This is a genomic window from Pseudomonas marginalis, assembly GCF_008692035.1.
GTDB lineage: Bacteria > Pseudomonadota > Gammaproteobacteria > Pseudomonadales > Pseudomonadaceae > Aquipseudomonas > Aquipseudomonas marginalis.
In genome coordinates this window covers 3,003,863-3,018,168 of sequence record NZ_VTFG01000001.1, presented here as the reverse complement: position 1 = coordinate 3,018,168, position 14,306 = coordinate 3,003,863, and the positions used below count along the sequence as shown (strand labels likewise).

The following is a 14,306-nucleotide window of genomic DNA, read 5'->3' as shown; positions in this document are numbered from 1 at the left end:
AGGCTGGCGCTGTGATCCCATCGCCCGACAAAAGCGCAAGATTGTGCAAGAGCCTTGCCCGGGTTGAAGGCGACACTGTGGCTCAATCGATGGAGCCCGCTATGAACCTTTCCCTGTATCTACTTACCGTGCTGATCTGGGGCACCACCTGGATCGCCCTCAAATGGCAGCTTGGCGTGGTGGCGATTCCCGTGTCCATCGTCTACCGCTTCGGCCTGGCGGCCCTGGTGTTGTTTGCGTTGCTGCTGGTCAGTCGCAAGTTGCAGGTGATGAACCGGCGCGGGCACCTCATCTGCCTGGCCCAGGGGTTGTGCCTGTTTTGTGTCAACTTCATGTGCTTTCTCACGGCCAGCCAATGGATCCCCAGCGGCCTGGTGGCGGTGGTGTTTTCCACGGCCACGCTGTGGAATGCGCTGAACGCCCGGGTGTTTTTCGGCCAGCGGGTGGCACGCAATGTGTTGATGGGCGGTAGCCTGGGCTTGGCCGGCTTGGGCCTGCTGTTCTGGCCGGAACTGGTGGGGCATACCGCCAGCCCGCAGACCTTGCTGGGGTTGGGGTTGGCGTTGCTGGGGACGATGTGTTTCTCGGCGGGCAATATGCTCTCGAGCCTGCAGCAGAAGGCCGGTCTGAGGCCGCTGACCACGAATGCCTGGGGCATGTTGTATGGTTCGTTGATGCTGGCGACCTACTGCGTGGTGCGCGGTATTCCGTTTGAGATGGACTGGAGCGCACGGTACATCGGTGCGTTGTGGTACCTGGTGATTCCGGGGTCGGTGATCGGTTTTACCGCTTACCTGACGTTGGTCGGGCGCATGGGGCCGGAGCGTGCGGCGTATTGCACGGTGCTGTTCCCGGTGGTGGCGCTGAATGTGTCGGCGTTTGCCGAAGGCTACCAGTGGACCGCGCCGGCGTTGGCGGGGTTGGTACTGGTGATGCTGGGGAATGTGTTGGTGTTTCGTAAGCCCAAGGTGGCTCAGCCGGTGAATCCGATCCTTCAGGCAAAGCAGGTCTAGTGTGGGAGGGGGCAAGCTCCCTCCCACATTTCCTGCATTTCTCACATTTGACCGAGTTGTCTGGTTTATTTGAGCCCTAAACGCTTGGCCATCCGGCCGAGGTTGGCGCGGTCCAGGCCCAGTTCGCGGGCGGCGCTGGCCCAGTTGTGCTGGTGGCGTTCCAAGCAGGCGTTGATGACTTGGCGCTGGTAGTCCTCGGTGGCCTGGCGCAGGTCACCGGTGACGGCCAGGGCTGCTTCTGCCGGTGCTTCGATCATTGGCGTGCTGACGTCGGGCAAATCCAGGTCCTGGGCACTCAGGCTCAGAATCTTCGGGCGTTCGCGACAGTTACCCAGGGCTTTCAGCGCGCTGCGGCCGATCAAATGTTCCAGCTCCCGCACATTGCCCGGCCAGTTATAGGCCAGCAGCGCCGCCTGGGCATCGCTGGTCAGGCGCAGGCTGCCCAGGCCCATGCGTGAGCGGTTCTGCTCGAGGAAGAAGCCGGCCAGCAGCAACACATCACGCCCGCGCTCGCGCAGGGCCGGCACTTGCAGCGGGTACACGCTCAGGCGATGGTAGAAGTCGGCGCGGTAGCGGCCGTTGCGCACTTCATCGGCGAGGTCGCGGTTGGTGGCGGCGATCAGGCGCACGTCCACCTGGTGTTCCTTGTCCGAGCCCAGGCGCTGCAACTGGCCGCTTTGCAGCACCCGAAGCAGCTTGGCCTGCACGCTCAGGGACAGTTCGCCCACTTCGTCCAGAAACAGCGTGCCGCCATTGGCCAGCTCGAACTTGCCGCGCCGTTCATTCAGCGCGCCCGTAAAGGCGCCACGCACATGGCCGAACAACTCGCTTTCCACCAGGGTTTCCGGCAGGGCCGCGCAGTTGAGGCTGATCAGCGGTTTGTCCGCCCGGGACGACGCCGCGTGAATGGCCTGGGCCACCAGTTCCTTGCCCACCCCGGTTTCGCCGGTGATCAGCACCGTGAGGTCGCTGCCACCCACCAGCTTGATTTCCTCCACCAGGCGCTTGTGGGTTTTGCTCTGGCCGATCATTTCCTTGTGCTGCTGGCCGCTGGCCTGGCGGTAGATTTCGGCGCGCTGGTGTTCGTCTTCGGCGCGCAACGCCAGGCGTTCGATACGTTCGGCCACGTTGACCGTGGCGGCGGCGAGGCTGGCGAAGGCTTGCAGGGCGTCCAGTTCCACCCGTTCGAAGCGTTCGGTGTCCAGCGCGTCCAGGGTCAACAGGCCCCAGGGCAGATCGTCGACAAACAGCGGGCAGCCCATGCAGTCGTGGACTTCCAGGTGGCCGTGCACGCCATCGACCAGGCCGTCGTAGGGATCGGGCAATTCGCTGTCACTGTCAAAGCGTGTGGGCCCAGGGCTGCTGAGCAACACGGCGAAGCGCGGATGTTCGCTGACCTTGAAGCGGCGGCCCAGGGTGTCCGCGCTCAAGCCATCCACCGCCAGCGGCACCAGCGACTCGCCGTCCAGGCGCAGCAGGGCGGCCGCATCACACGGCAACAGGGCGCGCATGGCTTGCAGCAGGCGTCGATAGCGTTCGCCTTCGGGCAGTTCCCGCGACAGGTCGGCGACCAGCGGCAGCAGGGTGGTGAGCAGCGAGTGTGCAGTCATAATGACTCCTTGTAGTCCATAAGACTATAAGGTGTAGGAGGTCATACTGACTACATAATGTTCAACTTATTGAAATTAAAGGATTTATAAGTTGGCATGAATACTGAGTAGCTAAGGGCAATCAGTAAAGAAGCCCAGGAGGCTCCCATGCTTAGTGCCCAAGACCGTGCCATCGTCAAATCCACCGTGCCCCTGCTGGAAAGCGGCGGCGAAGCGCTGATCACCCATTTCTACCGCATGATGCTCTCCGAGTACCCTGAGGTTCGCCCGCTGTTCAACCAGGCTCACCAGGCCAGCGGTGACCAGCCCCGGGCCCTGGCCAATGGCGTATTGATGTACGCGCGGCATATCGACCAGCTCGACCAACTGGGCGACCTGGTGGCGAAGATCATCAACAAGCACGTCGCCTTGCAGATCCTGCCGGAGCATTACCCGATCGTGGGCGCTTGCTTGCTGCGGGCGATTTCCGAGGTGCTGGGCAGTGAGATCGCCACCCCTGAGGTGATGAATGCCTGGGGCGCCGCGTACGGCCAACTGGCGGACATCCTGATCGGTGCCGAAGCCGCTATTTACGCAGAGAAAGCCCAGGCCCCCGGCGGCTGGCGCGGTGCGCGGGCGTTCACTGTGGTCAAGCGCGTAGAGGAGAGCGCCGAGATCACTTCCTTCTATTTCGCGCCGGCGGACAACGGGGCGATCCTCGCGGCCGCGCCGGGCCAATACATCGGCATGAGGCTGGTGCTCGACGGTGAGGAAGTGCGCCGCAACTACTCACTGTCGGCGTTGAGTGATGGGGGTGAATACCGCATCAGCGTCAAGCGCGAGGCCGGCGGGCGGGTTTCCAATCACCTGCATGACCAGTTGCAGGTCGGTGCGACGATTGACCTGTTTCCGCCGTCGGGCGAGTTCACCCTGGCGGCCAGCGATAAGCCGCTGGTGCTGATCAGCGGCGGGGTAGGGATCACCCCAACCTTGCCAATGCTGGAGGCCGCACTGGCCACCCAGCGTCCGGTGCACTTTATCCACTGCGCGCGCAATGGCGGGGTGCATGCGTTCCGTGACTGGGTCGACGGCCTGGCAGCCAAGCACCCGCAGCTCAAGCGCTTTTATTGCTATGCCGAGGACGATGGCGTGAGCCCGGCGGCGGATAAAGTCGGTCTGTTGAGCCAGGAGCAACTGGCCGCATGGTTGCCGGAGCAGCGTGACCTGGACGCGTACTTCCTGGGACCTAAAGGCTTCATGGCGGCGATCAAGCGCCACCTCAAGGCCCTGGGCGTACCCGAGAAACAAAGCCGCTACGAATTCTTCGGCCCGGCGGCTGCCTTGGAATAGGACCTGAAGGTTCACACTGTTCAAAATAATGTGGGCGGGGGCTCGCCTCTCCCACATTTGGATCTCTGTTCCTCTCGATTAATCCCCTGTTAACCCCTCTCTGTTTAAACCACTCTCTGTGTGTAAACTTGCGGCCATTGGCACAACCAAACAAAGGGATACGGGGATGAGTGACGAATTGCGTTTAGGCAGGGAGCGGCGCTTTCTGGTGTTGCTGGGCATCATCTGCCTGGCGCTGATCGGTGGGGCGTTGTACATGCAGGTGGTGTTGGGCGAGGCGCCGTGCCCGTTGTGCATCCTGCAACGCTATGCCTTGCTGTTGATTGCGATCTTCGCGTTCATCGGTGCCGCCATGCGCACCAAGGGCGCCCTCACGCTGTTCGAAGGCCTGGTGGTACTCAGCGCTCTCGGTGGGGTGGCTGCGGCCGGTCACCATGTGTACACCCAGTTCTTCCCGCAGGTGAGCTGCGGCGTCGATGTACTGCAACCTATCGTCGACGACCTGCCCCTGGCCAAGGTCTTCCCACTGGGCTTCCAGGTCGACGGTTTCTGCAGCACCCCATACCCGCCGGTGCTGGGCCTGTCCCTGGCGCAATGGGCGCTGGTGGCGTTCGTGCTGACGGTCATCCTGGTGCCCCTGGGCATCTATCGCAATCGCCGCCACAAAGGCTGAACCCATCAGTGAAACGCCCCGGTCTTTCCTCAAGGTAGGCCGGGGCGTTTTTGCATGTAGGCTTTTGTGAACAGAGCGTGACGCCGGACAATTTTGGCTGCGCGCAGTGTGCGACATGTTGTCACACGGAAGCCGCCGCAGGACGTTTCTGACCCGCCAAACCAACGCTTAAATTTGCAAAAAGCCTCCAGGATGTGCTGTCAGTTCGTGGTTTGGACGCCGCCACGTACCTCACGTCGTACAAGGCTTTGAGTGATGTCCGAATGCCTTGTTTTATGGGGGGTTGCATAGGTTTCGTAGGCCCTTACGGGGGGTAAGGGCTGTGACCGTTTGCCCTATAACACGGCAATTTTTGTGGTTTTTGTTGAGAATTGAACGCGATAAGATCGCGAACCATTGCAATATTGGTGAAGGATTATTGCTGTAATCGATAAAAATTATTTCTTTATAAGACATGGTTTATACATCGCTAGCTAACTACAATCGCCCGCACTGAATGTCCGGTGCTGCTCAATCTTTGAGCACTGGAGCGGTCGAGGGGCAGATGGACGGCTCTGTGCGACCCCAAGGTTCCGGCAGCCTTTCAACTATCCGCACCAAAGGGAATTGGTCTGTAACAAGGCCTTTAACCACGAAATCGAATAAGAACTCACCGCAGGTCCGTGAAACGCTCCGTTATATGGCGTGCCGGGCAGGCTCTTATTCAATCGAAGAGAAATGCCAACCCTTGGCAGGGTGAAGTGTTGGCGATCAAAACCCAACTGCATTGCGCAAGCTGCTTTAGAGGTCGTGAGATGAGTAAAAACAGGTACCCCCGATTACTAGGCTTTTTGCCGCTGCTTGGCATGATGTTAATGCTGGGAGGCTGCAAGTGGACCTTGATGGACCCAAAAGGACAGATCGGTCTGGATCAACGAAACCTGATCATCACTGCCACCCTGCTGATGCTGTTGGTCGTGGTGCCTGTGATCATCATGACCTTTGCCTTCGCCTGGAAATACCGCGCGTCGAACACCAGCGCGACCTACGCGCCTAAGTGGTCGCACTCCACCAAGATCGAAATCGCGGTGTGGCTGGTCCCGATCCTCATCATCATCGCCCTGGGTTACATCACCTATAAGTCGACCCACGAGCTGGACCCGTACCGTCCGCTGGAGTCCGACGTCAAGCCGATCAACATCGAAGTGGTCGCGCTGGACTGGAAGTGGCTGTTCATCTACCCGGACCTGGGTATCGCCACGGTTAACCAGATTCGCTTCCCTGAGAACACCCCGCTTAACTTCCGGATCACCTCCGACGCCGTGATGAACTCGTTCTTCATCCCTGCCCTGGGCGGTCAGATCTACGCGATGGCAGGCATGCAGACCCGACTGCACCTGATCGCCAACGAAAAAGCTGAAATGGAAGGCATCTCCGCGAACTACAGCGGCGCTGGCTTCACCGGCATGAAATTCAAAGCGATCTCGACGAGCCAGGAAGATTTCAACGCCTGGGTAGCCGAAGTCAAGGCCGCACCTAAACAGCTTGATCAAGCTGAATACGACGCCCTGACCAAACCAAGCCAGAACAACCCAGTCGCCCTGTACTCCGCGTATGAGCCGAACCTGTTTCAGAAAATCGTCGACAAGTACGAAGGTATGAAGCCAGGCAAGCCGGTCAAGCACGAGAAGAAAGAAGTGGCCGCGGTTGAAGGTTCTGACACGGGCTCGCATTCAACTGCTGGGGCAGAGGAGTAAACGATGTTTGGTAAATTAAGTTGGGATGCGGTCCCGTTCCACGAGCCGATTGTGATGATTACCATCGCCATGATCGCGCTGGGTGGTCTGGCACTGTTTGCAGCAATCACTTATTTCAAGAAGTGGACCTACCTGTGGACCGAGTGGCTGACGTCGGTCGACCACAAGAAAATCGGCGTGATGTACATCATCGTTGCCATGGTCATGCTGCTGCGTGGTTTTGCCGACGCCATCATGATGCGTACCCAGTTGGCCATGGCCACCGAAGGTTCGCCTGGCTACCTGCCGCCTGAACACTATGACCAGATCTTCACCGCCCACGGTGTGATCATGATCATCTTCATGGCGATGCCTTTCTTCACCGGCCTGATGAACCTTGCAGTGCCGCTGCAGATCGGTGCGCGTGACGTTGCCTACCCGTTCCTGAACTCCCTGAGCTTCTGGCTGCTGGTTTCCGGCGTGGTGCTGATCAACGTTTCCCTGGGTGTCGGCGAATTCGCCAAGACCGGTTGGGTTGCGTATCCGCCATTGTCGGGTATCCAGTACAGCCCTGGCGTGGGTGTGGACTACTACATCTGGGCGCTACAGTTATCAGGACTCGGGACGACGCTGACGGGGGTCAACTTCCTGGCCACCGTCCTGAAAATGCGCGCCCCTGGCATGAAACTGATGGACATGCCGATCTTCACCTGGACCTGCACCTGGGCCAACGTCCTGATCGTGGCGTCGTTCCCGATCCTGGCCGCTACCATGGCGCTGCTGTCGCTTGACCGTTACCTGGATTTCCACATTTTCACCAATGAACTTGGTGGTAATCCAATGATGTACGTGAACCTGTTCTGGGCATGGGGTCACCCTGAGGTGTACATCCTGATCCTGCCAGCGTTCGGTATCTTCTCCGAAGTGATCTCGACCTTTACCGGCAAGCGCCTGTTCGGTCACCACTCGATGGTCTACGCATCGGGCGCAATCTCCGTACTGGGCTTCATGGTGTGGCTGCACCACTTCTTCACCATGGGTTCGGGGGCCAGCGTCAACGCCTTCTTCGGCCTGGCGACGATGCTGATTTCCATCCCGACGGGGGTGAAGCTATTCAACTGGCTGTTCACCATCTACCACGGCCGTCTGCGCATCACCAGCCAGGTCCTGTGGACCCTGGGCTTCATGGTGACCTTCGCCATCGGCGGCATGACCGGCGTACTGCTGGCCATCCCGGGTGCTGACTTCGTACTGCACAACAGCCTGTTCGTGATCGCGCACTTCCACAACGTGATCATCGGTGGTGCGGTATTCGGCTACATCGCTGGTTTCAGCTTCTACTTCCCGAAAGCGTTCGGCTTCAAGCTGCACGAAGGCTGGGGCAAGGCTGCGTTCTGGTTCTGGATCTCGGGCTTCTTCGTTGCGTTCATGCCGCTCTATGCACTGGGCTTCATGGGCATGACCCGTCGTCTGAACGCCACTACCAACCCTGAGTGGGTGCCGTACCTGTACGTCGCCATGTTCGGTGCACTCATGATCGCTGTGGGTATTGCCTGCCAGTTGATCCAACTGTACGTGAGCATCCGTGACCGTAAGCAGAACGCTTGCGAATCCGGCGACCCATGGAATGGCCACACCCTGGAATGGTCGACCTCGTCGCCACCTCCGTTCTACAACTTCGCCGTGATCCCGACTGCGAACACCATCGATGCGTTCACCGAAGCCAAGGAAGACGGTACTGCGTACCAGCAACCTAAGCACTACGAACCGATCCACATGCCAAGCAACACCGCTACTGGCGTGGTGATGGGTGCGCTGTTGACCGTGTTCGGTTTCGCGATGATCTGGCACATCTGGTGGCTGGCAATCGTGAGCCTGGTGGGCACCATCGGCTACTTCATTGTCCACGCAGCACGTGATGATCAAGGCTACATGGTGCCGGTCGAAACGATCGAGCGCATCGAAGCCGAGCAGCACGCTCGCCTGGTCGCCGAGAAGAAAATCCCGGCCAACCGTGTAGAAACCTCGTTGGAACAGGCTTAAACCATGTCGAACTTAGTGACCAATGCTGGACACGCCCATGTCGATGACCATGGGCACGATGACCATCACCACGACTCGGGGCCGATGACCGTTTTCGGTTTCTGGCTCTACCTGATGACCGACTGCATCTTGTTTGCGTCGATCTTCGCGGTGTACGCGGTACTGGTAAACAACGTTGCGGGTGGCCCGTCGGGCCACGACATCTTCGAACTGCCTTACGTGCTCGGCGAAACCGCCTTGCTGTTGTTCAGTTCGATCACCTACGGCTTCGCCATGTTGGCCTTCTACAAGGGCAACAAGAAAGGCGTCCTGAGCTGGTTGGCACTGACCTTCCTGTTCGGCCTGGGCTTCATCGGCATGGAGATCAACGAGTTCCACCTGCTGATCTCCGAAGGCTACGGCCCGCACCGTTCCGGCTTCCTGTCGGCGTTCTTCACGCTGGTTGGTACCCACGGTCTGCACGTGACGGCCGGCCTGCTGTGGATGGCGGTGATGATGTATCAGGTCAATAAACACGGCCTGACCAACACCAACAAGACTCGCCTGAGCTGCCTGAGCCTGTTCTGGCACTTCCTGGACGTGGTCTGGATCTGCGTCTTCACCGTTGTTTACCTGATGGGGACTCTGTAATGGCTAATGCACACTCCCATGACCATGACAGCCATGATGCGAGCCACGGCAGCGTTAAGTCGTACGCCATCGGCTTCATCCTGTCGGTAATCCTGACGCTCATCCCGTTCGGTCTGGTGATGTACCCGACCCTGCCGAAGTCGATCACTTTGATGATCGTACTGGCGTTCGCGGTGATTCAGGTTCTGGTTCACCTGGTGTACTTCCTGCACCTGGATCGCTCTAAAGAGCAGCGCGATAACGTGATTGCGTTCGTGTTCGCAGGCTTAGTAATCCTGCTGCTGGTTGGCCTGTCGATATGGATCATGTTCAGCATCCATACGTTCATGATGGCGAAGTGAGGTAAGACCCGATGTCGCTTAAGCACTTTATCCAAATCACCAAACCGGGGATCATTTTCGGTAACGTGCTTTCTGTGGCGGGCGGTTTCTTCCTGGCCTCCAAGGGACATGTCGATCTGGCCATCTTCCTGGCTGCGATGATCGGTACGTCCCTGGTGGTGGCTTCCGGCTGTGTGTTCAACAACTGCATCGACCGTGACATCGACATCAAGATGGAGCGCACCAAGAATCGCGTGCTGGTCCAGGGCCTGATTTCCCTGAAACTGGCGCTGATCTTCGCGACCGTCCTGGGTGTTGCCGGTGTGGCCCTGTTGTACCAGGTGGCCAACCCGCTGGCGGCGTTGTTTGCCGTGATCGGTTTTGTCATCTACGTCGGTCTCTACAGCCTGTACCTCAAGCGCAAGTCGGTGCACGGCACGCTGGTGGGCAGTCTGTCGGGGGCGATGCCGCCGGTGATTGGTTATGTGGCTGTGACCAATAGCTTCGACATGGCTGCGCTGGTGCTGCTGGTGATGTTCAGCCTGTGGCAGATGCCGCATTCCTACGCCATCGCGATCTTCCGCTTCAACGACTACCTGGCTGCTTCGATTCCGGTCCTGCCGGTCAAGCGTGGCATCCAGGTCGCCAAGAAGCACATCCTGCTCTACATCCTGGCCTTCCTCGTGGCGACCTTGATGTTGACCTTCAGTGGCTACGCCGGCATGAGCTACCTTGCCGTCGCCGCCGCCATGGGCATGTACTGGTTGTACATGGCCTGGACCGGCTACAAGGCGGTGGACGACACCGTCTGGGCGCGCAAGCTGTTCGTGTTCTCGATTTTCACCATCACCGCGCTCAGCGTGATGATGTCCCTGGATTTCCAAGTGCCGAAAGAGCTGTTGCTGACCTACGCCCACTGAGTGTCTGAGTAATAAAAAGGCCCCGCCTTCGAAAGAAGCGCGGGGTTTTTTATTGAGTGACCTTTAAACTACGACCAAACCCTACCCCTGCAGGAAGCAAAGTGATGAGTAAAAAAGCCGTTATGGTGTTCAGTGGCGGTCAGGATTCGACCACCTGCCTGATCCAGGCGCTGCCGCTGTATGACGAAGTGCACTGCATCACCTTCGATTACGGTCAGCGCCATGTGGCGGAAATCGAAGTCGCCCGGCAGTTGGCCAAGCAACTGGGGGCCACCGTTCACAAAGTGATGGACGTGTCGCTGCTCAACGAACTGGCGATCAGCAGCCTGACCCGCGACAACATCCCGGTGCCTACCGTGAACAGCTCCGGCGAAAGCCTGCCGAGCACCTTTGTGCCGGGCCGCAATATTCTGTTTTTAACCCTGGCGGCCATCTACGCGTATCAGGTCAAGGCCGAGACGGTCATCACCGGCGTGTGTGAAACCGACTTCTCCGGCTACCCCGATTGCCGCGATGAGTTCGTCAAAGCCTTGAACCAGGCGCTCAAGCTGGGCATGGAGTACGACGTACGCCTGGAAACCCCGTTGATGTGGCTGAACAAGGCCGAGACCTGGGCATTGGCGGATTACCACCAGCAACTGGACCTGGTCCGCGAGCAGACCCTGACCTGCTACAACGGCATTATCGGCACCGGCTGCGGCGAGTGCGATGCGTGCAACCTGCGTGCACGTGGCTTGAATGACTACCTGCAGAACAAGGCAGCGGTCATGCAGAGCCTTAAGCAGAAATTGCAGCTGAACTGACCTCCAACACGCAGCTGTCGAGCCTCGACAAGGCTCGACAGCTGCTACGCATCAGGCAGTGGCGGCGGTCAGGTAGCGCTTGAACAACGAGCGCGCACCGTAGGCCGGCAGGATATTGAAGAACGCAAAACCGACTTTGATCGCGATCTGTACATAGATCATGCTCAGGATGTCGCTGGTCTGCATGGCACCGTAGAACGCGATGAAGCAGAACAGGAAGCTGTCGATAATCACTGCAAAGAACGTACTGAGGAAAATGCGCAGGTACAGGTATTTGGAGTTGGTCAGCTCTTTGATCTTGCACAGTAAATACGAGTTGATATTTTCCGACACCAGGAACGACACCGAAGAGGCGATCAATACCGACGATACCTGGACGATCACATCGTTGTAAGGACCGTCGAGCTTCCAACCTGGCAGGCCGGGCAGGAAGGTCGAGCCGTAGAGCAGGATGATGATCATCGCGTTGCTGGCAAAGGCAAACAGAATGGCCTTTCTGGCGAGTCTCAGGCCGAAGTTTTCGTTGAGCAGGTCCACGATCAAAAAGGTCAACGGATACAGGAAAGTGCCGGGTGTGACGATGATGTCGAGTGACTCGATGTAGATCGGTTTGGTCGCGGCGATGCTGGTGAAAATATAAAAAGTGAAGAGCAGCAGGTTCAGGATGATGTAGATCATCCATGAGTTTTCATTACGGTCATTGAGGTCGTACGCGGTCACCGAGCCGCCTTGGGAATAGAACTTCTTGTACAGGTTTTTAACTTCCATTTTATTTAAGTTGTCCATGATTTCGCTGTTGATGACTTCGCTCAACTTGACCCGGATGATCTTGCCCGTGGCGATGATCATGATCACGGCCAGGCTCTTGTCATTTTCGAAGCCAAGCAGTTTGTACTTGCTGTTTTCTATCTCGCTTTCATGCGTGGTCATTGAAGCGCTCCTCAATGATATCGCCCAGTACACACAGGCGTTCTGAGTTGGCGCAGGCCTCACGGCTGATCAACAGCGCCTGAGTGACCTTGTCGAACACCAGCTTTTCCTTGGCATCGCTCGATGAGCCCTTCTGGATGATCAGCAGGTCACCTGGCTCGTTCACACCCGCGATGGGATGCTCCAACTGCACGCCGATCAGGTTATGGGACGCGCCGAAGTAGTACGTGAGCGGGAAGAGGGTGGCCAGTTCGCCGATGCGCTTGTCCAGGTGCTGCATGACCTGGCTTTGCTTGAGCACAGGCACGGCTGCCGGGTTCATATTGCCCTGGGGCGACACACTGCTCTCGATGATTTCCTTGGCTTCAAAATCGATGGTCTCGATTTCTTCGTAAGACACGCCGAAAAAATCGGAAATCTTGCGCAGGGTCGACTGTTGAACGTTGACGACCTTGCCTTCGAGGATGTTGTAGATCGTGGTGCGGGTCAGGCCGGCCGCGCTGCACAACGACAGTTGGGTCTCGCCGCGGCTCTTGATCAAGTACTTGATGTTGCTCTTCAAGTGCTCGGCTTTTTCTCGTCTGTGCATCACGTGCTCACCACTTCCCTTTAGTAAAAACCGTTGATCCTTGAAGACGCCACGCAGGCTGTTTCAGCACTGAAGTACCCATCCAGGGCGTTCAGGCTTTGCGGCGGGCGCAAGTGTTGCACGCGCGTGGCTTAACAATAAAGCCCAAGATGCTCGACCCTGTCAGGCGGAAAGGCAAATGGCCAGTTACTCGGCAAAGGGGGACAAAAGCGAACATTTAATTTGGAAAATGTTTAATTTCCTGTTTAATTGGGCGCCACGGTTCAGGACGAACCGCTACGCAGCAACCAAGGAAGGGACACTCCCCATGGCAGTCAATACCGTACACCTGCAGGATCAGGCTGACCTGTTGCGCCGAGGCATGGCGGATCTGCACGCCGAGGACATGGAGTTGGCGATGCTGCTGGACGCGGAAGTGGCGCGCCAGCACCGCACACTGTCACTGGTCGCGTCCTCCTGTGCGGTCGAACCCCGCACCCTGGTGGCCTCCGCGTCTGCATTGGTGAACATCACCGCCGAGGGCGCGCCTGGCCGACGCCATCGGGCGGGCTGCGAGAATGTCGATCTGGTCGAGTCCCTGGCTATCCGCAGGGCGCGTGAATTGTTCGATGCCCACTACGCCGGCGTGCAGTCGCACTCGGCTTCCAACGCCAACGCCCAAGTGCTGTCCGCCCTGCTTGAACCGGGGGATACCCTGCTGGGCATGGCCCACGATCACGGTGGGCACCTTACCCATGGCAGCCCCGCCGTATTTACCGGTGCCTACTACAAGGCCATTCGCTACGGCACCACCGCCGACGGACTGATCGATTACGCGCAGGTGCGTAGTCTGGCGCTTGCCCATCGCCCACGCATCATCATCTGCGGTGCATCGGCTTATTCGCGGGTTGTGGATTTCGAGCGGTTTCGCGCCATAGCCGATGAAGCGGGTGCGATCCTGCTCGCCGACATTTCTCATATTGCCGGGCTGGTCGTGACGGGGCGGCACCCGAGTCCGATCAACGCCGCGCATGTCACCACCACCTGTACCCACAAGCAGCTGGGTGGGCCGCGCGGAGGCTTGATCCTGTCCGGCCGCGATGCCCATACCAAGGTGCCCGGCTTGAGGGCGACCTTCAGCCGTGTACTTGATCAAGCCGTGTTCCCACGCATGCAGGGCGCGCCGGCGGTCAATATGATCGCCGCCAAAGCCGCTGCTCTGGGCTACGCGATGACACCGGAGTTCGACGCGTGCATGGGGCGGATTCGCGCCCTGGCCGATGAAGTGGCCAGCGCGTTTCAGGCCCATGACTATGAAGTGGTCGGCGGGCGCAGTGAAAACCATACCGTGCTGATTCGCTTGCGCGGCGGCGTTACCGGCGCTATCGCCGAGTCGGCGCTGGAAAGCTGCGGTGTCGTGGTGGATAAAAACCGCATACCGGGTGAGACGCGTTCGTCTGCCGTTGCCAGTGGCTTGTGTATCGGCACGGGCTCCATGGCGCAACGCGGTGTCGATGCCGAGGGCTGTCGACACATCATCGATCTGGTGTGCCGGGTATTGGACAATGTCACCCCGCTGGGGGAGCACGCGTACCGCCTCGAACCGATTCTGCAGCAACAACTGCGTACAGAACTCGAAGCCTTGTGTGCGAAATATCCCATCGCCGGCTACTGGGAACGCTGAAGCGCCCTGCTCGAAAAAAGCCCCGTCTTCGCACGTTGTACGGGGCTTTTTCATGGTGGCTCGGTTAA

General features: G+C 58.7%; 13 protein-coding genes. 10 read left to right on the top strand and 3 right to left on the bottom strand.

The features are described 5' to 3' along the window. The first annotated feature begins 101 nt into the window (after positions 1–101). Positions 102–1,013, top strand: coding sequence for a DMT family transporter (locus FX984_RS14100; RefSeq protein ID WP_027607626.1), 912 nt, complete (start codon positions 102–104; stop codon positions 1,011–1,013). Positions 1,014–1,078: 65 nt separating this feature from the next. On the opposite strand, the gene norR is transcribed toward FX984_RS14100, so the two are convergent. Then, positions 1,079–2,623 carry a nitric oxide reductase transcriptional regulator NorR gene (gene norR, locus FX984_RS14095; RefSeq protein WP_027607625.1) on the bottom strand — a complete coding sequence of 515 codons (1,545 nt, stop codon included), beginning with the start codon at positions 2,621–2,623 and terminating at the stop codon, positions 1,079–1,081. Positions 2,624–2,770: 147 nt separating this feature from the next. Here norR and hmpA point away from each other — a divergent pair, with 147 nt between their 5' ends. From hmpA to queC, 8 genes are all read left to right on the top strand, one after another. Next, entirely contained in the window at positions 2,771–3,952 is a 1,182-nt protein-coding gene (gene hmpA, locus FX984_RS14090; protein WP_027607624.1) for an NO-inducible flavohemoprotein, read from the top strand. Positions 3,953–4,118: 166 nt separating this feature from the next. Continuing rightward, positions 4,119–4,625 carry a disulfide bond formation protein B gene (locus FX984_RS14085; RefSeq protein ID WP_027607623.1) on the top strand — a complete coding sequence of 169 codons (507 nt, stop codon included), beginning with the start codon at positions 4,119–4,121 and terminating at the stop codon, positions 4,623–4,625. A gap of 794 nt (positions 4,626–5,419) precedes the next feature. Beyond that, positions 5,420–6,361, top strand: a complete 942-nt coding sequence (cyoA, locus tag FX984_RS14075) for a ubiquinol oxidase subunit II (RefSeq protein ID WP_027607622.1) — start codon at positions 5,420–5,422, stop codon at positions 6,359–6,361. A 3-nt stretch (positions 6,362–6,364) separates the two neighbouring features. Then, on the top strand, positions 6,365–8,383 hold the full coding sequence (gene cyoB, locus FX984_RS14070; RefSeq protein ID WP_027607621.1) for a cytochrome o ubiquinol oxidase subunit I: 2,019 nt from the start codon (positions 6,365–6,367) through the stop codon (positions 8,381–8,383). 3 nt (positions 8,384–8,386) lie between these two features. Next, positions 8,387–9,013, top strand: a complete 627-nt coding sequence (locus FX984_RS14065) for a cytochrome o ubiquinol oxidase subunit III (protein WP_010206435.1) — start codon at positions 8,387–8,389, stop codon at positions 9,011–9,013. Continuing rightward, positions 9,013–9,354 carry a cytochrome o ubiquinol oxidase subunit IV gene (gene cyoD / locus FX984_RS14060; RefSeq protein WP_010206434.1) on the top strand — a complete coding sequence of 114 codons (342 nt, stop codon included), beginning with the start codon at positions 9,013–9,015 and terminating at the stop codon, positions 9,352–9,354. The genes FX984_RS14065 and cyoD overlap by 1 nt, the downstream gene beginning before the upstream one ends. 11 nt (positions 9,355–9,365) lie before the next feature. Continuing rightward, positions 9,366–10,253, top strand: a complete 888-nt coding sequence (cyoE, locus tag FX984_RS14055) for a heme o synthase (RefSeq protein ID WP_027607620.1) — start codon at positions 9,366–9,368, stop codon at positions 10,251–10,253. Positions 10,254–10,357: 104 nt separating this feature from the next. Then, complete coding sequence (gene queC, locus FX984_RS14050) at positions 10,358–11,056, top strand: 7-cyano-7-deazaguanine synthase QueC (RefSeq protein ID WP_027607619.1); 699 nt, start codon at positions 10,358–10,360, stop codon at positions 11,054–11,056. A gap of 51 nt (positions 11,057–11,107) precedes the next feature. On the opposite strand, the gene FX984_RS14045 is transcribed toward queC, so the two are convergent. Both FX984_RS14045 and FX984_RS14040 read right to left on the bottom strand, forming a co-directional pair. Then, the gene (locus tag FX984_RS14045) at positions 11,108–11,986 is read right to left on the bottom strand and encodes a queuosine precursor transporter (RefSeq protein ID WP_027607618.1); all 879 of its coding nucleotides are present in this window, start codon (positions 11,984–11,986) and stop codon (positions 11,108–11,110) included. Then, complete coding sequence (locus FX984_RS14040; RefSeq protein WP_027607617.1) at positions 11,973–12,578, bottom strand: helix-turn-helix transcriptional regulator; 606 nt, start codon at positions 12,576–12,578, stop codon at positions 11,973–11,975. The genes FX984_RS14045 and FX984_RS14040 overlap by 14 nt, the downstream gene beginning before the upstream one ends. Before the next feature lie 304 nt (positions 12,579–12,882). Between FX984_RS14040 and FX984_RS14035 the strand changes: the two genes are divergently transcribed. Further along, on the top strand, positions 12,883–14,238 hold the full coding sequence (locus FX984_RS14035) for a serine hydroxymethyltransferase (RefSeq protein WP_027607616.1): 1,356 nt from the start codon (positions 12,883–12,885) through the stop codon (positions 14,236–14,238). The last annotated feature ends 68 nt before the right edge of the window (positions 14,239–14,306 follow it).